This is a genomic window from Ruegeria sp. BA2 (assembly GCF_056539605.1).
This window is the reverse complement of the sequence record NZ_JBQFVE010000008.1, coordinates 96795-115785: the sequence shown is the minus strand read 5'-3', so window position 1 is coordinate 115785 and position 18991 is coordinate 96795. Positions and strand designations below refer to the sequence as shown.

The 18991-nt window shown below is 56.0% G+C and carries 18 protein-coding genes and 1 pseudogene; 13 read left to right on the top strand and 6 right to left on the bottom strand.

Annotation, left to right across the window (positions count from 1 at the left end; all coding sequences use genetic code 11):
• The first annotated feature begins 32 nt into the window (after nt 1-32).
• Nucleotides 33-1616 (top strand): amidohydrolase, encoded by a 1584-nt coding sequence (locus ACR0NN_RS17025; RefSeq protein WP_480685174.1) that lies wholly within the window; start codon nt 33-35, stop codon nt 1614-1616.
• Nucleotides 1616-2521 (top strand): CobW family GTP-binding protein, encoded by a 906-nt coding sequence (locus ACR0NN_RS17020; protein ID WP_170724897.1) that lies wholly within the window; start codon nt 1616-1618, stop codon nt 2519-2521. The genes ACR0NN_RS17025 and ACR0NN_RS17020 overlap by 1 nt, the downstream gene beginning before the upstream one ends.
• A gap of 98 nt (nt 2522-2619) precedes the next feature.
• Here ACR0NN_RS17020 and ACR0NN_RS17015 read toward each other — a convergent pair.
• Nucleotides 2620-3264: pseudogene (locus tag ACR0NN_RS17015) on the bottom strand (IS6 family transposase).
• On the opposite strand from ACR0NN_RS17015, the gene ACR0NN_RS17010 reads away from it, so the two are divergent.
• Both ACR0NN_RS17010 and ACR0NN_RS17005 read left to right on the top strand, forming a co-directional pair.
• Nucleotides 3187-3429, top strand: coding sequence for a hypothetical protein (locus tag ACR0NN_RS17010; protein ID WP_480685206.1), 243 nt, complete (start codon nt 3187-3189; stop codon nt 3427-3429). The pseudogene ACR0NN_RS17015 and the gene ACR0NN_RS17010 sit on opposite strands and share 78 nt — an antisense overlap.
• 364 nt (nt 3430-3793) lie before the next feature.
• Nucleotides 3794-4807: a helix-turn-helix domain-containing protein gene (locus ACR0NN_RS17005; protein ID WP_170747003.1), complete on the top strand. Its 1014-nt coding sequence runs from the start codon at nt 3794-3796 to the stop codon at nt 4805-4807.
• A 176-nt stretch (nt 4808-4983) separates the two neighbouring features.
• On the opposite strand, the gene ACR0NN_RS17000 is transcribed toward ACR0NN_RS17005, so the two are convergent.
• The 3 genes from ACR0NN_RS17000 to ACR0NN_RS16990 all read right to left on the bottom strand — a co-directional run bounded on the left by ACR0NN_RS17000 (nt 4984) and on the right by ACR0NN_RS16990 (nt 7637).
• Nucleotides 4984-5814, bottom strand: a complete 831-nt coding sequence (locus ACR0NN_RS17000; protein ID WP_170727960.1) for a class I SAM-dependent methyltransferase — start codon at nt 5812-5814, stop codon at nt 4984-4986.
• 188 nt (nt 5815-6002) lie between these two features.
• A complete protein-coding gene (locus ACR0NN_RS16995; RefSeq protein ID WP_170727959.1) occupies nt 6003-6749 on the bottom strand; it encodes an SDR family oxidoreductase in 747 nt (248 codons plus the stop codon).
• A 78-nt stretch (nt 6750-6827) separates the two neighbouring features.
• Nucleotides 6828-7637 carry a class I SAM-dependent methyltransferase gene (locus tag ACR0NN_RS16990; RefSeq protein WP_170727958.1) on the bottom strand — a complete coding sequence of 270 codons (810 nt, stop codon included), beginning with the start codon at nt 7635-7637 and terminating at the stop codon, nt 6828-6830.
• A gap of 122 nt (nt 7638-7759) precedes the next feature.
• Here ACR0NN_RS16990 and ACR0NN_RS16985 point away from each other — a divergent pair, with 122 nt between their 5' ends.
• Nucleotides 7760-8797 carry a helix-turn-helix domain-containing protein gene (locus tag ACR0NN_RS16985; RefSeq protein WP_170727957.1) on the top strand — a complete coding sequence of 346 codons (1038 nt, stop codon included), beginning with the start codon at nt 7760-7762 and terminating at the stop codon, nt 8795-8797.
• A 203-nt stretch (nt 8798-9000) separates the two neighbouring features.
• Here ACR0NN_RS16985 and ACR0NN_RS16980 read toward each other — a convergent pair whose 3' ends face one another.
• Nucleotides 9001-9978, bottom strand: a complete 978-nt coding sequence (locus tag ACR0NN_RS16980; protein ID WP_480685201.1) for a serine hydrolase domain-containing protein — start codon at nt 9976-9978, stop codon at nt 9001-9003.
• A 201-nt stretch (nt 9979-10179) separates the two neighbouring features.
• Between ACR0NN_RS16980 and ACR0NN_RS16975 the strand changes: the two genes are divergently transcribed.
• Nucleotides 10180-10887 (top strand): hypothetical protein, encoded by a 708-nt coding sequence (locus ACR0NN_RS16975; RefSeq protein ID WP_480685170.1) that lies wholly within the window; start codon nt 10180-10182, stop codon nt 10885-10887.
• Nucleotides 10888-10911: 24 nt separating this feature from the next.
• Nucleotides 10912-11160 (top strand): hypothetical protein, encoded by a 249-nt coding sequence (locus ACR0NN_RS16970; protein ID WP_480685168.1) that lies wholly within the window; start codon nt 10912-10914, stop codon nt 11158-11160.
• Nucleotides 11161-11328: 168 nt separating this feature from the next.
• On the opposite strand, the gene ACR0NN_RS16965 is transcribed toward ACR0NN_RS16970, so the two are convergent.
• Complete coding sequence (locus tag ACR0NN_RS16965; protein WP_170727956.1) at nt 11329-12228, bottom strand: histone deacetylase family protein; 900 nt, start codon at nt 12226-12228, stop codon at nt 11329-11331.
• Between the two features lie 553 nt (nt 12229-12781).
• On the opposite strand from ACR0NN_RS16965, the gene ACR0NN_RS16960 reads away from it, so the two are divergent.
• The 6 genes from ACR0NN_RS16960 to ACR0NN_RS16935 all read left to right on the top strand — a co-directional run bounded on the left by ACR0NN_RS16960 (nt 12782) and on the right by ACR0NN_RS16935 (nt 18979).
• A complete protein-coding gene (locus ACR0NN_RS16960; protein WP_170727955.1) occupies nt 12782-14092 on the top strand; it encodes an extracellular solute-binding protein in 1311 nt (436 codons plus the stop codon).
• A 90-nt stretch (nt 14093-14182) separates the two neighbouring features.
• Nucleotides 14183-15070: a carbohydrate ABC transporter permease gene (locus ACR0NN_RS16955; protein WP_170727954.1), complete on the top strand. Its 888-nt coding sequence runs from the start codon at nt 14183-14185 to the stop codon at nt 15068-15070.
• Nucleotides 15070-15879: a carbohydrate ABC transporter permease gene (locus ACR0NN_RS16950; protein WP_480685166.1), complete on the top strand. Its 810-nt coding sequence runs from the start codon at nt 15070-15072 to the stop codon at nt 15877-15879. The genes ACR0NN_RS16955 and ACR0NN_RS16950 overlap by 1 nt, the downstream gene beginning before the upstream one ends.
• An 8-nt stretch (nt 15880-15887) precedes the next feature.
• Nucleotides 15888-16916: an NAD(P)-dependent oxidoreductase gene (locus ACR0NN_RS16945; protein WP_170727952.1), complete on the top strand. Its 1029-nt coding sequence runs from the start codon at nt 15888-15890 to the stop codon at nt 16914-16916.
• Between the two features lie 11 nt (nt 16917-16927).
• Nucleotides 16928-17932 carry a sn-glycerol-3-phosphate ABC transporter ATP-binding protein UgpC gene (locus tag ACR0NN_RS16940; RefSeq protein ID WP_170727951.1) on the top strand — a complete coding sequence of 335 codons (1005 nt, stop codon included), beginning with the start codon at nt 16928-16930 and terminating at the stop codon, nt 17930-17932.
• A gap of 18 nt (nt 17933-17950) precedes the next feature.
• Nucleotides 17951-18979, top strand: a complete 1029-nt coding sequence (locus tag ACR0NN_RS16935) for a LacI family DNA-binding transcriptional regulator (protein WP_170727950.1) — start codon at nt 17951-17953, stop codon at nt 18977-18979.
• Nucleotides 18980-18991 lie beyond the last annotated feature (12 nt).

Here is an 18991-nt window from a genome sequence, read left to right as displayed (position 1 = left end):
CAACACTTTTCGCTGCAAAATCAATATTGACCATGGATAAAACCCAACCCAGGGCCACCCATGTCGCTGTGCGAGATGGGCGGGTGTTGGCAGTAGGCGGGGCGGATTGCGCTGATATCTGGGGCGGTGCAGAAGAAAACATTGACCTGTCGGATAGTGTGCTGATGCCCGGGTTTGTCGAAGGCCACGCGCATTTGATGGCGGGGGCCATGTGGTCCTATGCTTATTGCGGTTTTCATGACCGGCTAGATCCCGATGGCAAGATGCACAAGGGGATGACGGATATTGATCAGGTCATCGCGCGCCTGCGCGAATTCGAAGCCACACTTGGACCGGGTGAGCCGCTGGTAGGCTGGGGCTTTGACCCGATTTTTCTGACCAGCGAACGCCTCAGCAAAACACATCTGGATCAAGTCAGTGTGGACCGTCCGATCGCAATAATCTTCTCCAACTTTCACTTGCTCTGTGCCAACAGCCCCGCACTTGCTTTGGCCCGCTATGATGTAACGACCAATCTTGAAGGGGTCATCAAGGGTGCCGATGGGACCCCAACCGGCGAGTTGCAGGAAATGGCCGCAATGTTTCCCGTAATGCGGCGCATGGGGATCGACTTTCGTGCCCTGACACAGACAAAAGAGGCATTGCTAACCTATGGGCAAGTCTGCCGGCACGCAGGCGTCACAACCGCCACCGATCTGTTTGCAACGTTGGATGATGATGACATAATGCGGTTGACGACGGTCACCGCGCGTCGCGATTTTCCAATTCGACTGGTGCCGGCAGTGGGTGCCATGGGGGCCACGCCTTCAGATATTGCCGCCTACGCGCTGGCTCTGCGCAAGGCCTCAACCGACAAGCTGCGTCTGGGGGCGGTGAAGTTGATGACCGATGGATCCATTCAGGGTTGGACCGCCCGGGTGCGGGCGCCCGGTTATGTGGGCGGACAGCCGAACGGGATTTGGAACACGCCACCAGAACTGATTTTTCAGCTCTGCGAAGAAATGCAGAAGAACGGCGTGCAAATGCATATCCACGTCAACGGGGATGAGGCCGCCGAAGTATCTTTGGATGCGCTCGAAACGGCGGCGCGGAAATACCCATGGCCAGGCGCACGCCATGTTTTACAGCATTGCCAGATGATGGACGCAGCCCTGTTTCGCCGCGCCGCAGAGCTTGGGGTAGCCTGCAACATTTTCGCAAATCATCTGTGGTATTTTGGCGATCAGCACGCAACGCTTACGATTGGACCGGATAGGGCGCATGCCATTGATGCGGTAAGAGACTGCCTGGACGCCGGTGTGATAACCGCCATTCATTCTGACGCGCCGGTTACTCCTATGGCGCCATTGTTTACCGCTTGGTGTGCGGTCAACCGCCTGACGATGAGCGGCCAGACACTTGGCGCGGCGCAAAAGACTTCGGTCGATGAAGCACTCTATGCGATCACTTTGGGCGCTGCGCAAACCCTTAAAATGGATGATGAAATCGGTTCGATTCAAGTGGGCAAGCTGGCGGATTTTGTATTGCTGAAAGACGACCCCACGCAGGTCGACCCCAGAACGTTGAAAGACATTGAGGTGCTGGGCACCATCCTCGGCGGTGAGGTGCACAAGTAATGAGCCCGCTGCCCCTTTCCGTTATCGGAGGTTATCTCGGCGCTGGGAAAACCACGCTGATCAATCGCCTTTTGTCGGAAGCTCATGGATTGCGCATTCTTATTCTAGTGAATGATTTCGGCGCGATCAACATTGACGCAACCCTGCTAATATCTGCCGACGAAGACACCATTGAACTGGCCAATGGATGCATCTGTTGCACTATGGGTGCAGATCTTTTCATGGCTGTGGGTGACGTACTGTGTCGCCGACCACGACCCGATCATCTGCTCATCGAAGCCAGCGGCATCGCGGACCCGGCCCGCATCGCACAAGTGGCCCGGGCCGAGCCTGATCTGGCCTATGCGGGTATCGTCACCGTTGTAGACGGCAAGCAGATTGACGATTTGCTGGGCGATGCAAGGATCGCCCCACAGATCGAAGGCCAAATTTCCTGCGCCGACCTTCTGGCGATCAGCAAATCGCCTGTGACCTCACCATTGCGACAGACCTTGTCTGACCTGAACCGCAACGCCCACGTAACAGCAACTGATGTATTGGACTTCTCATCTATCCTGCTGCCCGAAGCCGTTTTGGAGGATGCTGCTATCCTTCCGCATGCGGCCTACACCAAATGGTCACACGTGAGCGATCTGAGCTTTGACCCGAAACACCTCGTCGCTGCGCTGTCATCACGCCCGGATGCGTTGTTCCGGGTCAAGGGGCACCTCATAGGCCCGAACGATACTGGCATTCTGGTGCAGGTCGTTGGACGTGACCTAGGTTTGAGCAGTGTCGCACAACCCAAACGCAGCAAGCTGGTTGGTATTGGCCTGGCTCAATCCCTTGCCGAAAGCGAATGCGCCATTTGGGAACGGCAGCGTTTGACGACATCTTCTTTGAAATTGCAGGAGCAATCGCAATGACCCCCGATCCCAACGGTGATTTTGCTCCGCTGAACAATCTGTCCCAGGTGCTGTCAGAAGAATTCGAACCAGTCTCAGTTTGCCACGAAACCGCGAGCCTATCCGGAACAAAGTTGACGCCACTCGCTAAGAGCGGCGCTGCGTGTCAACTTGAAGGTGTCTCGGCTGGTCAGCGATCTTCCCTGGTTGAAGTGGTTGTAGACGGAGGAATGGACGGAGGCGAATTTCTGCAAGCTTCGCATTCGCCTGAAACGTTGCATGGCGCGTTCGCGTCGTCGGAAAGGCAGGTGCGAGTTCTCGACGCGGTTGTTGAGCCACCTGCCCGTCCTTTGTTTTTCGAGCGCACCCAGTTCTCTGAGCGCGGCTCTGTATGAGTCAAAGCGATCCGTGACGACGGTTTCCGCTTTGCCGTGTCGCTTCATTAACTTCTTGAGGAATTTCAGTGCCGCAGCTTTGTTGCGGCGTTTGGTGACAACGGCTTCCAGCACCTCGCCTTCGTGATCAACAGCCCGCCAAAGATAATGCCGTTTGCCATTCACATTCACAAAAACCTCGTCCACGTGCCACTTCCAATTCGAGAATGCGCGCAGCTGCTGAACACGCTTTCGTCGGATCTCAGCGGCAAACTTCGGTCAAAACCTATTCCACCAATATCGGACAGTTTCATGGCTCACATCGATGCCTCGCTCATGAAGCAGATCTTCGACATTCCGAAGCGAGAGCGGGAAACGGATGTACAGCATCACTGCAATGCGGATGACCTCAGGACTGGTTTTGAAGTACTTGAATGGCGATTGTTTAATCATGCGCGAAGGCTACGAGAGCACCCTGCCCCGCTCAAGCAAAGTTCTACTGACAAGACCCCTGAAACCATCATCCCAATGGATTACAGGCCGACGATGCACTAACAATCAATTTGGACCAGTCAGATGAGGCTGCTCACCGAAGCGGACGGCGAAATTGCTCAAACTAAAGGTCTCTTACAAGTGAACAGCCTGGTCCAAGATAGATCACTGATTTCCAAATCTCTTCTGTCACTTTGCAGTTGTAGGTTCCTCTACCTTGGTCATCTGTTTGGTTGAGTTGTTCTGATGCGGACCTCTTCGGAAAGGTCTGCTTTTTGGCGTGGGAAACTAGAATCCAGATTGCGTTCATTTTTATTAAAACCTCCAACGGGCTTCGTGCCCTTGGAGACTGCGCGAGATTTTTCGTTGGGCGTGAGTGGAGGAACAGCTAAAAAGGGGGCAAATTCACCACTTTGGGAATTTACCGATGCCATTTTCGGTTCAGATCGTTGCCACCCCAGAAACCAGCGCGTCCAGCGTGTTTGGCCTGTATGACACCTTGGTGGCCGCTGGGCGGGATTGGGAACATTTGGTGAGCGGCGAGGAGCCTGAACCGGTGTTTGACGTCAGCCTCGTTGGCCCAGACACCGAGGGATTTCGTTGCGGAAGTGATGTGTGGATCGCGCCAGACCAGTCATTCAACAATGCGGGAGATGCAGATATTGTGGTCGTACCCGGACTGACGCTTTCACCGCACGACCGACTCGATCCCGAACAACATCTTTGTTTGACGTGGCTGGCTGAGCGCGATTTGGCCAAGACGCGTATCGTGTCGGCCTGTACAGGGGCGGTCTATTTGGCGGAAATAGGTATTTTGGATGGGATAGAAGCGACAACCCATTGGGCTTGGGAAGGTCTTTTTCAAAGGTTTTACCCAAATGTGCGGCTTCGCATCGACCGCGGCCTTTGCTTTGCCGATGCCTCTCGCGGACCCGTAACATCGGGTGGGACAACCGAGTGGCAGGAACTCGCGACGTTCCTGATCGCGCATTATGGCGGCGCGCAAAGGGCGGTGCGGGCAGCAAAAGTCTGGCTTATGGCCAACCGCGGAGAACTCCAGCTACCATTCTCTTCAATGATCACTACGGCACCTCATGCTGACGCCATTATTTCACAGGCTCAGTTATGGATTGCCGACAATTACGCCATTGATAACCCGGTCTCAGAAATGGCTAAACGCTCCGGGTTGCCGTCAACTACGTTTGCACGACGCTTCCGCAAGGCCACCCGTAAATCACCGCAAGACTACGTTTTAGCTCTGCGAATTGAAGAGGCTCGGCAGTTGCTGGAAACTACCGATTACTCCGTAGCGGAGGTCGGAGAAACTGTTGGTTACCTTGATACGCCTTCGTTTCGGAGGTTGTTTAAGCGAAAGACCGGTCTGACTCCTGTCGAACATCGCAAAATGTTCGGCCAGTCCCGGTTCTCTAAGTTCTCCTGATGCGCGGTGTTCAAGATAGGCACATCTTTTGACCGTTTAGAGCTCACTACTGCCGGTTACTGAAACTTGCGTTTCCACTATTCGCAGCCAGAAGTGGAAAAATGACAAGGTTTGCAGATAACGATTTGCGGACAAAGCGCCTATTGCGAGATCAGAAGTTAGAATTAGGGCTCGCTCTAGGTGGGCTTTCTGCACACAATCTGCACTGGTTGCGTTCTTCGCTCCTCAATATTGCGCGCAGCGTTTCTGACAATCTGCGGGGCCAATTTACCTAGTAAAATGTGGACACCGAAAACTGGCGCTTCGCCTTTCTCAGCAAGTTCAATGGCTCTCAGATATCCTTGGAGGTATTTTTCTCCGGTATCGGTGACTTGTACGTCTGCGAAACCTAGTCCCTTTAGCACTTCGACAGTTTCTGCGGGTCGCATTAGATAGGCCCCGCTTCCGTCTTCTGACCAAGGTACTGGATGATGCGGATCGCCGGCCTCACCCAATCCGTGTTCGGTCAACGCGAAGAAAGCTCCCGGCTTGAGAACGCGGTACGCTTCGCCGAAAAAAGTGGCGCGATCCGGAACATTCATCGTGACGTGTTGAGCATACCCACCATCAAATGTTTCGTCTGCATAGGGCAATTTTTGCCCGTCGCCGTGTACGATCTTCACGTCTTCTTGCATACCAACAAGCTGGGTTAGCTTATTTCCCGCCTCAACGAAGGGTGCGGTGATATCAAGGCCGGCAACCTTGCATCCGAAGCGTTTGGCAAGATATCTTGCTGGTCCACCAATCCCACAGCCGATGTCGACCAGATACTGCTCTGCCTCGATTGGAAGAGCGTCCGCCAACTCAACAGTGGCCGGAAATCCACGTGCGTGAAAGTGATCGACGGGCGCTAACTGTTCGATAGTCACGTTCTCTGGATCGATACCGGCGGTTCGCATGGCGTCCATTACTTTGGCTAATACGTCGCCTTTTCCCCAATGATCTGAAATCGAACGTGCATCTGTCATGAGTATTCTCTCCCGCTACACGTCTAAGCGATAGCATGAAAAACTGCCTGCAAGTAGCAGTGCGACCGCGCGTGACTTTCGCTCTGGGCTCGAAGCGGTTTTGGTTATTGCCCGGGTGCGTGGAAGTTTGGCGGACAAAACTACCATCCATTGAGTGGCAGGTTAGCTTCTCGAAACTGAGTGGGGAACTAGCGGAAGGTCAGGCCCCCGTCGATAACCAGCGTCTGCCCGGTGACCGTCTCCGCCCTGCAAAAGGTCAACGCCTGCTCAGCCACATCGTCTATGGAAGTGGTCTTCTTCAGTTTCGCCGCCTCGCGCCACGTCGAAACGAAGCTTTCTGGCGCCCCGCTGCTCATCACCGTGTTCTCCATCAGACCCGGCGCCACGCAGTTCACACGCACTTCCGGCGCCAGCGTGGCCGCCAGGAACCGGGTCAGGCCCGAGACGGCTGCCTTCGTCGGTTGAAAGGCCCGGTCGGCGCCCCAGGTCCCGTGTCCAATAGTTGAGCCGAAATTGACGATTGCGCCCCGCGCGGCGCGCAGATGCGGCGCAGCGGCTCGGGAGGCGAGAAAAGGACCGCGGAAATTGATGTCGCTGATGCGGTCCCAGGTTTCCGGGTCGTAGGCGACGAGATCGCCCGCCGGCGGTCCCCCGGCCGCGCCAGCGGCGTTCATCAGGATCGCGAGGCCGCCCAGTGCCTCTGCCGCGTGCGCTACACCTGCTTCAACCGAGGCTGGGTCGCGCAGGTCGAGCCGGACGGCAACCACCCGGCGTCCGCGCTTCTCGACAGCGTTGCAGGCCTCGGCCACGCGATACTCGCCGCCGCTATAGCCCACGGCGACGTCGGCACCGGCCTCCGCGAGTCTTTCTACCAAACGGCGGCCCAGGCCTCCGCTGCCGCCAACGACGAGAGCTGGCTTTCCTGCGATATCCATGTCGTGCGCCCCTTATCCTTGAGCTGGGTTACTCCAACTATGTTCGGTGCGAGCATCGGTCGAAAGATCATCATGGATCTACGCACCTCGGACGGCAGTCACTGCTATGGCAGGCATCGGAACGTGGTATTCCTCGCCGTCGAGAAAATCCTTTAACTGGGTATCCCAAGAGGAGTAGATTTCTTTCAGGACGTCTTCATTCTGCTTGTCGAGAATAACAGCCGCCCTTGCAGCGAAATTTCGGAAATGTTTGGCGAACTGTCCTTTCGGAGCTTTGAAGACGAGTGGAACTCGGGCGCTTGAAAACTCCCTAAAACCAGCCGCTTCCAATTTCTCTCGCATGGTATCTTCCGAAGAAAGAGCGAATGGAGGCGGTGATGCAGGGACGACGGACATATCCGCAAGGCTCTGCATCGTGCCGAAGACGATCCGGAACAACGGTGACTGTGGCGGTCCAATCCAATGGGTGAGTGCTACTCGCCCACCGGGTTTCAGAACGCGCGCAATCTCGTTGAACATGGTTTCTGGGCTGCCCACATGCATAATCCCAAACGAGCAAATCACAGCATCGAAGTCAGCATCATTTTTCGGTATCGCCTCGGCATCGCCGGTTACAAAGCGTGCCGCGGGGAAAGCGCTTTGCGCCACCTTGACCATCGACGCAGAGACATCAACGCCCTCGGCGTCAGCGCCAAGTGCGATTGCTGCGCCCGCAGCCCTTCCGGTGCCGCAGCAAAGGTCTAGAATACTTTTGCCAGGGGCCAATTCGGCCATCGCCAGAAGCGTCGGAATTGCGCCGGTCGTCACCCGCCCGGTGAATTCGTCATAGGCGGCAGCGCGGGCGTCCCATCCCTCTTTTTCTGCAAACTTGAAAGCTTCGTAGGTCATGATTTTCCTCGCGTGCTTTTGTAGTCTGCTCCAAACTGGTGGACGAAAAACGCATTTGTCAGGGTCGAACCGGCCACAAGAGGGCCAAATCGGCCATCGGATTCGAAGGGGAGAGTATGAAAATGACAACCAGGGATTTCATCGCTGAACCTCTGCGGATCGACATCCTTGCGGCCGAGAGTTGCCGGGGCGCCATTCTCTACGGCATCTATGATTTGCTGACGTCGGTAGGGTCTGCGTGGTCCTACCTCACCGAGGGCGCGCCCACCCCGCCAATGACACGAGTTAGGATCGTCGCCAGAGCCAAGGAGCCATTCCGCTGCATAAGCCGCGTCCCAGTGGCACCTGACGCGACGCTTGAAGAAGCGGACGATGCAGAGATCATCTGCCTGCCAAACTTCAGGATCGGTATGATGACCCCGCCGAAGGAGGTTTTGGGGCCGGAGATCGACTGGATCGTCGAGCGACATTCGGCAGGGGCGCGCCTGGCAACGGCATGCTCTGGCTCGGCGCTCTTGGCGGACGCCGGGCTCCTCGACGGTCAAGAGGCAACGGCGCACTGGTCCATGGCTGAGGTTTTTGAGAAGCGTTATCCGCGCGTGGCTTTCTGTTCGGACCGCACGCTTACTTTTGCAGGAGAGGGAGATTGCATCGTGATGTCAGGAGGTATGGCATCCTGGCAGGACCTCGCGCTTTACCTGATTGCGCGCTATATCGGACCGGAGCACGCAGCGAAATCAGCGCGGTTCTATTGTGTTGATCCCAAACCCGACGGCCAAAGACACTACGCTGCTCCAAAGAGAAGGTTGCAGAGCGACGACGCGGTCATTCAGGAATGCCAGACGTGGCTCGCCAATGCTTATGGAAAGCGCGACGCAGTAGCGCGGATGATCTCTCGCTCTGGCCTCCCGCGACGTACATTCGACCGACGCTTCCGCGCGGCAACGGGCTACAGCCCCAAAGACTATGTGCAGTCGCTGAGGGTCGAGGAGGCCAAGCAATTTCTGGAGATGGATGACCACAGTGTCGAAGCTGTCTCCGAGGCCGTCGGGTATTCAGATTCCCGAGCGTTCCGGCGACTATTCAAAAAAATGACTGGTCTCAGCCCTGCCGAATATCGACGACGATTTTCCAGCAGAGGCTTTCTTTCGGCTCGTTGAGGCCTCTTTGGCAACGTCGGCTAAAGGCTCGGAGCGGTCATTCGATCCGATCTGATGAACGGCTTCCATGCGGACAAAACTGATTTTCGCAATCGCTGGATCAATCGCCGCTCTATCCACGCTAACCGGAAGACGAACGTCCCACATAATAGTGCGGCCTTGTTGATACACGCAGGAAACTGTTGGAGCCCCAGTTCAATGCATCACGCTAAATTCAGAACCGGTCCGTCTAGCAACCGGATCAAGTCTCCGAAATAGCCGGCGGATCTCGCAGGGCGGGTTGGATCCGATGTAATTGCGACTGCAAGATTCCGCATGCGATGCGCCGCTATGATTTGACCTCCATATCCTCGGGCCAGGGCATACCCGGACGGTGATAGAAACCAGCCGTATCCGTATTCCAGCCCAGAGAATTGTGACCGGCCGTAGGCCTTGGTGGATGCGGAAACCCAATTTTCGGGAATAACTTGATTATTCGCAAAGAAACCCTTGTCCCGCAATAGAACAGCGATCCTCAGCATCGATCTAGGTGTTATAGCCATCTCGTTACCGCCTAGATAATACCCCTGAGGATCCTGGGTCCAGGCCGGTATCTCAATTCCCAGCGGAGACCCCAATCGTGCCCGCGCCAAGGAAAGCAGGCTTTGGCCCGTCGCTTCGGTCAACGCAGCACCAAGGATGTGTGTTGAACCCGTTGAGTACAACATTCGTTGTCCGGGCTCGGCCACCATCGGCCGGGTGAGTGCATCAGCGATCCAGTTAGGCGAATTGATCCATGCACCGTAGTTGCTGCCAGACGTCCGTTCCAGCCCTGCCCGAAGTGTAACGAGGTCTTCCATCGTTATTTTTTCGGAGCCCGGAGTTGCATTCGGCGGCAGCAACCGTGGCGCCACGTCTTGCAACGTAGCCTCGACAGAAGCGATTTCCTGCTTATCGATTGCGGTTCCAAGCAACAGGGCAACGATGCTTTTCGAACAGGATTTGATGTTTGCCGGACGATCCAACCCTGACCCTCTGGGCGCCTGCGCAAATATGATGTCTTCCCCGCGCTGTATCTGAAGCGAATGGAGCTGCGGCAGGCGACCGATCATCTCGCCAATCTCTTGGGTTTGCCCCCGTACAACGAACGGCGCAGACACAGTTGCGGTCGAAGCTATCAGGAACGAACGACGTGTAAACATAGCCTTCATGTGGACACTAAACCGAAGATGTCCAGTCGCTAGACCCGTCTAAATAACAGAGTTCCATCAAAAACGGGACCTAAGATTAAGGAGTTGGGACTTATGGCAACAGTATCTCTCGATGCCAAAAATCACACCCAAAGTCGGATCAGGTTTGCGTGTTAGAATGAACTCGAGGATAGTCTAACAGGAGTGGTCCCGTTGCGACCCAATTCAATCCGTCTCTCCATCGCAATCCTGATCGTTGCCATCATTGCTGGCGCTTTCCCCAACCAAGGCGATGCGTTGTCAAAGGAAGTACCAGCTTGGCTGCAAGAAAACGTAGGCATGTCTGAAGGTCAAATCGCGCCGATCGTCTTAGAGCGAGCGCGAGCGCTTTATCAGAAGAAACTCCGGCAAGGCAAAGTTTCGAATCCCTGCTATCTGGCGAAAGACGCAACTCGTCCCAGCACCGCGCGGAATGGAAATCCTGGGCGTCGGTTTTATGTGATTTGCGAAGCGCAAAGGTCGTTCCGTGCCGTTTCATCCGGCTACGGTAATGGTCGAAAACTGCAGCGGGCTAATTTCGCAAATGGTCGACAATGCGCGAAGAACTTCAGCAACGCAGAAGGTTCGAAACTAACCGCAGGTGGATCGTACGTTACCGCCGAGACCCGGACCTCCTTCAAGGGGTATTACCGGCAGTCCGGCGAGACAAAGCCATTTTACCGCACATTCCTGTTGTTTGACGGGGAAGGAGAAACACGCAACGCCCGGGAACGCGCCATAGGTGGTCATCCTGCTGTTTTTCTAAAGTGGCAATGCCGCTTCAAGAACACGCAAAGCGCACACGCCGACAAGGATGGATTTGTCCCGTACGGCAAGCTCGTGAACTATGTCGGTGGACGTAGCAACGGCTGCACAACCTAGTCACAATCCGCTTCAGAAGAGATTTTGGCACTGGTCGAAGGTAACCCGACCACCCTCTATATCTATCCTGAATCGAAGGACATTAATGCGGTTGCCAAAGCGGTGAAGAAGAGAAAATCGCTTTCGCGCGCGGGCGTCTACTGGAACGCTGCATGTCTGAAGACGATTGGCGCACCCAAGTTTTGGCCAAAAAGAACCTTACAACCGATCATCAATCAATGGCGGGCATCCCTACCCAAACAGCCGCCGCTTGAACTGCCAATTTGTCGATAGCGGTTTCCCGGATTCGTAAGCATAAATTCTCAATCGCATGGCTTGCGTGCAAAGCCTCTAAACAGGGTGCTAGGGCAGTAGCCTACGAGCAAGACTAGGTAGGATTGGGTTCAAAGCGGATCATCGAAATTCAGTGAGAATGACAAGTAACCGAAATCATGACAGTCATCAAAACCGGTGAATGTCCTTTGCGACCCGATAGGTGTTGGCGTAGGCCTTGACGGAAGCCTGAATGGGGTCGGCATAGCCGCCACCGATTGCCATTGAGACCGGGATGCCGTGGCCTTTGCAGGCGTGCAGCACCGCCCGATCGCGCCGGATTAGTCCATTATAGGTCAGCGCAAGCCGCCCTAGCCGGTCTTCTGCCAGCGGATCAACGCCCGCCTGGTACAGAACGAAGTCGGGGCGAAATTCGAACACAGCTGGCAAGTGATCGGATAAGGCGCGCAGGTAATCCTCATCGCCGGTGCCATCCGGCAGGGCAACATCGAGATCCGCCGGAAACTTGCGGAACGGAAAGTTCTTTTTGCCGTGCATCGAAAAGACGAAGACCGATGGATTGTCGGCGAAGATTGCGGCGCTGCCGTCGCTCTGATGGACATCAAGATCGATGATTGCGACCCTTTCGACCGTGCCAGACGCAAGCATGTGGAGCGCCGCGACGGCCTGATCATTGTAGACGCAATAGCCAGATCCAAACATTGGATGGGCATGATGCGTGCCGCCGGCGAGTTGCCCCGAGATACCGTACTCCTGAGCGGTCTCGGCAGCGGCAATCGCGCCACCGACCGTGGCACGAACCCGCCTCACAAGTTCCGGGCTCCACGGGAAGCCAATCCGTTTTATGGCCTTTTCTTCCAGTTCCCCGTTTTCGAACTGCGCTACAAAACTGGCTGCGTGCGCGCGCAGTATCGATTCATCACTGGCTGGCAAAGACTCCGCCAGCTGTGCCGCCTGAAGAATATCATCTTTCAGCAGCAGCGCGTGTAGCATGTTGTACTTGCCCTTCGGAAAACGATGTCCGGAAGGCAGCGTTAGGGAGGTTGTGTGAGGCGCGTAAAATCTCATGACTTGGGTGAAGTAGAACTCCGGCAACGCGCCAAAGCATAGACGAACTCTTAACAGATCGGCAACGTCAGCCGCCGATGAAATTGCGTTTCAAATAGCGCACAAATGCACAGGAAGGAGACGGTTGATATCTGATGCGAGTGTCAGGGAAATTCATGTCTTGGTGCTGGTTTCCATCGAACTTCAGGGCTGGACCTTGTCTGGGTTGGGTTTACCAATGACTTTGAAATGTCCGGTTTGCAGCGCAACGCTAAAGTTCGAGCAGTTTGCAGCATTTCTCGCTACGGGCTCATAACGGACCTCGGTGCCGTTGCAGTACAGGCCCTTGCCCCGCCGCCAGCGGTTTACGCAGACCGGCCCATACCGGACATTGGGCATGATGACCGGATGCTACGATTAAGCGCCAAAAGCGGACGTAAAGACGGCCCCCAAATACCATGGTGCGTCTGATGGCAAGATCCAACCAAAGCCAAATCGACCAATGTATTCGTTTACATTTCTATGTAATCGTATACATTTTTAAGCAGAGAATCAACGAAATTGGGAGGAAAACATGAACAGGATTGTCAGAGCCAGCGCGGTCGCAGCAGCGATTTCGGTCTTGCCGATCGTGACATATGCGCAATCAGAAGTGGTGGTTTGGGTCGCCGGTGAACCGGGGCAAACAAATATCTACGATGATCTTGCAGAGGCGTATAACGCGCAGAGTTCGGGTGTTAAGGTCACAATTGTCAAAAACTCATCCGACTTGTTTAACCCGGCGTTGATCCCTGCCCTTTCGGCGGGTGAAGGGCCTGATCTTTTCTCGTTCGGGACCGGCCCCGGCCAACCCGCGGCCCTGATCGCGGGTGGGCTGGTTGCTGATCTGACAGATGCCTATTTCGCAAACGACTGGAGCGGCACGATCCCCGAAGGCATCGTCGTGCAAACATCAAGCGACGGCAAGCTTTGGGCCTTTGGCAACGAAGTCGAGACGACCGGCATGTTCTACAACAAGGCGATCTTTGACGAGAACGGGATTTCGGTGCCCACCACATGGGCAGAAATGGAAGCCGCCGTTGCGAAACTACAGGACGCAGGCTTCGACACGCCCATCGGTCTTGGCGCTGCCGACAAATGGCCCGTTTCGCACTGGCAATCCATGATGTTTGGTCGTTACGCTGGGCCTGAAGGTATCGAGGATGTGCTGTTCGGCGATGGCGCATGGATCGACGCCCCCTTTGTAGCCGCATCCGCAAAACTTCAGGAAATGGGCAAAGCGGGCTGGTTCGGGCCGACGCCTGTTGCAATTGGATACGGCGAATTGATGGACCGCTTCTGGGCGGGTGAAGTGCCAATGACCTTTACCGGACCTTGGGTCATAGGCGGCGGAACCGAAGCCGCCGGTGATCGCATCGGCGACTTTAGCGTCTTTGCTGTTCCTCCATTCGAGGAAGGTCAGAAAATCCACCCGACCAATTCCATCGGCAGCGGCTGGTACATTCGCGAAAGATCTGACAACAAGGACGCCGCGATCGACTTCATGAATTACATGTTCGCGTCGCAGGAAGGTCGGGTCGCGCTGCTGAACGCCGGTACAGTCCCTGTCGGTCCGCTTGATCAAGCGTTGAGCGAGGCACAGATGCCGGCCTTGGCGGTGGACATATGGAAAGCATCGGATGACTACGCGGCAAACGGGTCCGTTCCGGCGTTTCTGGACACCATCACACCAGGTAGCCTGACGACTGTTTCATATGATGGGTTGCAGGCTCTACTACTGGACGTCATGACGCCGGAGGAATTCACCGCAGAAATGCAATCCGCATGGGCGGCCGCAAAAGAAGCCGGTGAAATCATGCTGCCGGGCGGCATCGCCGAACGGTAAGGCGCTTCAACCATCCGCCAGTCCTCAAGGCCCCCGTCCTGGGACTGGCGAGAGCCCCCGGAACCACGCGCATTTGTCGAAGGTTTAGCCATGTTTCTCGACCCGGATTCCAAACTAGCGCAGCGGCTGAACCCCGTTCTGTTCCTGCTGCCCGCGCTGACGATCTATATCGTTTTTGCGATCTATCCGACCTACTCGGTATTGGAATATTCCTTTACCGATTGGGACGGTATCAGCCCCGAACGAACCTTTGTCGGGTTGGAAAACTATCAAAAACTGTTCTCTGACAAGATCTTCTGGGAGGCGTTTCGCAACACCTTTGTCTGGTCCGCAGTGATCATCTTCATCAATGTCGGACTTGGCCTCGTGATCGCTGCCATGCTTGCTCGGGTCTGGAAGGCGCGGCTGCTGATCCAGACATGCATCGTTCTTCCGGTGGTGATCTCTCCGATGGCGGTCGCAACGATCTGGCGCTGGATGTATCAGCCGACCGGTGTCATCAATCAGGTGCTTGAAAACATAGGTTTAGGGGCATTCGCCACCCCGTGGCTCGGAAGCCCCGACGTCGTGCTGTACGCACTGGCGCTTGCGCATAGTTGGTCGACCATTGGCCTGAGCGTCATCATCTTCCTCGCCGGACTTCAGGCCGTCGACGAAGATCTGTACGAGGCCGCGCGGGTCGATGGCGCCAATCCGCTGCAGTCTTTCCGCTATGTCACACTGCCCGCCCTGCGGCCTGTGACGGCTGTGGTCTTCATTCTGACGCTGACGCAATCGTTCAAGGTTTTCGACATCGTCTGGGCCACGACCCAGGGCGGCCCGATCCGGTTCAGCGAAATTCTTTCGACCTACATGTACAAGCGTGGAGCACTTGAAAATCAGTACGGTTATGGCTCGGCCATTGGTGTTGCGCTGCTGGTGATCGTCAGCATTGCAACAATCATCTACATGCAAATCCAAAACAAGGAGGACCGGTGATGGGACGCTGGATTCTTCTGTTCATTCTGGGTGTCATCGCCGTGGTGATGGTTTCGCCGCTTATTCTGACGGTCTTCACATCGCTGAAGCCCACGACAGAGCTGGTGAATCCACCCTGGTACCCGCCGATCAGCGTAACGTTTGAACACTATGCCCGAGTTTGGACCGATGGGGGCTTTCGCGTGTATTTCTTCAACACGCTGATTATCTCGGCCGTGGACGCCGTAGTCATGATCTTCATCGCTTCGCTGGCGGCCTATGCCATGGTGTTCATGGAGTTTCGCGGCAAGGTGGTGCTGCAGATCCTGTTCCTGATCGGCCTGATGATCCCAGTGACGGCAATTGTTCTGCCGCTGTTTCAAATCGTCCGATCCTTTGGCCTGCTCAACACCCATCTGGGGGTTATTTTCGCGGACCTCGCCCTTGCGGTGTCGGTTTTCGTCTTCATGTTCTCATCGTTTTTTCAAGGCGTTCCAAAGGCGCTGCACGAAGCGGCCCGGATCGACGGCGCCACTGAATTTCAGATCTATCGCCGCGTCGTCATGCCGATTGCCACGCCCGCAGTGGTGACCACCGCGCTGCTGGAATTTCTCTGGAGCTGGAACGACCTGCTTCTCCGGCTGTTGCTGTTGACCCGGGATGAAATGCGCACGCTGTCGGTCGGGCTTTTGAACTTTCAAGGCACAATGACCCGCGACGTGACCGGTCTGTCGAGCGGTACGATCATCATGGCCATCCCGGTCGTACTGCTGTTTTTGTTTTTCCAACGTCATTTCGTGCGCGGCATGACAGCCGGCGCGGTGAAGTGAGGCGATGCATGTCTAAACCCCTTCTTATCCTGGATCAGTACTTTCGTCAGTTGGAAGAGCTTTTTCGCCCGACGGCCTATGCAGCCCTTTGTGACCTTTGCGACATCCATGGTGGCGTGAACTGGGCGATGCCGCGGGAGGACTTTCTTGCCCGGCTACCGGAGGCAGAGTTTATCGCTGCCGCCAAGCCGGAACTGAACCGGCAGGAATTGGATGCAGCCAAAAACCTTCGCGCGGTGATCGAGGTCTCGGGCACCTTCCAGACCGGGTTGGACTATGACGCATGTTTCGAACGCGGCATCGAAGTGCTGTCCTGCGCGCCGGGGTTTCGACGCTCGGTTGCAGAGATGGCGCTGGGTCTGATGATTGCCGGCGGCCGTGGCATCGTTGACGAACATGAACGTTTCCGCAGCGGCTCGGAGCGTTGGTTCAACGACAATATTGGCACGGATTTTTCGCTTTATGGTCAACATATCGGGTTTGTCGGGTTCGGATCGATCGCGCAGGAATGCGTACGCCTTCTTGCCCCGTTCGCACCGAGGATCGAAGCCTTTGATCCCTGGTTGAAGGCAAGCGGCGCGACCTGCGAAGGCGTTGAATTTTGCGATTTGGAACAGGTGGTCACCCAGAACCGCCTTGTGATCATTGCAGCAACTCCGACCGAAGAAAATTATCAACTGGTGTCCCGAGCCCTCATTGAACAGATGAAACGCGGAACGCTGGTCGTTGTCATCAGCCGGTCCCACCTTGTCGATTTCGACGCCCTGGTCGAGGCCGCCAGCACCGGGCGCATTCGCGTTGCCAGTGACGTGTTTCCGCAGGAACCTGTATCCAAGCGGGCTGAATTCCGCCAGGCCGACAACGTCATCTGGTCCCCGCATCGGGCCGCCGCCGTGGAAGGCGGTCGCCATCCGATTGGCGACATGATCGTGCACGACATAGGGGCGATTTTGTCAGGGTCCTCTCAGCGCCGCTTACAGGCCGCGTCTTTGGACACCGTCAGGAAAATCATCCGCGCGCCGCTGGTGGCCGGATAAGGGAGGAAGAAATGGCTGGAGTTGAACTCAGGAACCTGTCCAAGGCCTATGGCGATGTCGAAGTCCTGCACGACATCAACCTGTCGATTGCGGATGGCGAATTCATCGTGTTTGTGGGGCCTTCAGGATGCGGGAAATCCACGCTTTTGCGAATGATTGCTGGCCTCGAAAAGGTGACAGGGGGCGATCTGATGATCGGCGACAAACGCGCCAATGACCTTTCCCCGCGCCAACGCGACATTGCCATGGTGTTCCAGTCCTATGCGCTTTATCCACAGATGACGGTTGCTGAGAATATGGGTTTCTCTCTGAACCTTGAGCGGCGGTCGAAGGAGGAAATCGCCAAAAAGGTTCAGGACGCCGCCGACGCGCTAAAGTTAGGCCCCTTCCTGGATCGAAAGCCAGGCCAGCTGTCTGGCGGTCAGCGTCAGCGTGTTGCCATCGGTCGCGCCATTGTCCGCAATCCGCAGGTGTTTCTGCTGGATGAGCCGCTGTCAAACCTCGACGCTGCGCTTCGATCGGAAACTCGGGTCGAGATCAGCGAACTGCATCAACGCATGGAGACGACGATGATCTATGTCACCCACGACCAGGTCGAAGCGATGACCATGGCAGACCGTATCGTTGTACTGAACGGCGGTTACATCGAACAGGTCGGCAGCCCGATGGAGTTGTACAACCACCCCGCCACCGAATTTGTTGCTAGTTTCATCGGCTCGCCAAAGATGAACTTTGTCAAAGGTCGCTACGCCCAGGCTTTGGGCGCCACAACCATGGGCGTGCGCCCCGAGCATTTCACCGTCGGTGCCGCCGATGACGCCTGGGAGGGCACCGTCACACTGGTCGAGCGTCTGGGACATGATACGATACTTTACGTTCGGGTGCCGGACGCGGGCGTTCTGACCGTCAGCCTGGATGGGCAGCACACGCAAATCGTGGGCGACACCATCCACTTGCGGCCCAAACCGGAATTCATTCATAAATTTAACGAGCAAGGGCGTCCAATTGCGGCCTGAGACAGACTGGTAGGTGAAATGATTTCAAAGCGTCCAACGGTCAAAGATGTGGCGCGTGAGGCTGGCGTGTCTATCGCCACCGTCAGCCGAGCGATGTCACGCCCCGACGATGTGAAAGCCGCAACCCGCGAGCATGTTTTCGAAACCATGAAGCGTTTGGGGTATCGGGCCAACCAGGCGGCGGGCGATTTGCGCCGCGGGCGCAGCAAAACCCTGCTTGTCCTTGTTTCCGAAATCACAAATGCCTTCTTCGCAGAGTTCTTCAAGGGCATCGAGGAAGAAGCGCGCGCGCATGGCTATGTTCTTCTGATTGGCGACACTTCAGAAGACGCTGAAAGCGAACGCGCATTCTCGGACATGCTTTTGATGAACAAAGCCGGCGGGCTGATCCTCAACACTCACGGCTTTTTGGAAGACCTGTTGCCCAGCGATGCGGAAGGCGTTTATTCGGGACCACCTGTTGTCTCTTGTGGCGGCCACAAAGAAATCGACCTTCCCACAGTGCGAACTGACGATGTGTTGGGAGGGCGACTGGCTGCGGGGCATTTGATAGAGCTTGGCCACCGCGACATTGTTCAAGTCTGCGGACCACTACACGCCAACGGGTTTGAACGCCGTTATCGCGGCTTTTCGCAGACTTTGAAGAACGCAGGCATCCCGTTGCTAAGAGACCGTGAACTGGTGGGGACGCTCTCTGTAGACTACGGGTTGCAGGCCGCAGAACACTTGCTTGCATCAGGTGAACTGCCAACGGCTGTGTTCGTGCACAATGACGAAACAGCAACCGGCCTGTTGCATGGGCTGGTCCGCGCCGGTGTGCGCGTGCCAGAAGACATATCGGTGATAGGCTACGACGACATGCCTTATGCCGCGGTCTTCAACCCGGGCCTGTCCAGCATCCGTTTGCCACGCCGGGAATGGGGGCAACTGGCCTGCCGCAAGCTCGTTTCGATCCTGAATGCAGAGGAAGATGCCGACCAGCCGGTTATCATCGCGCCCGAACTGATCCGCCGCACAAGCACCGCCGCGCCCCGAAAGAAAAACTGATCGGAGGCTTTT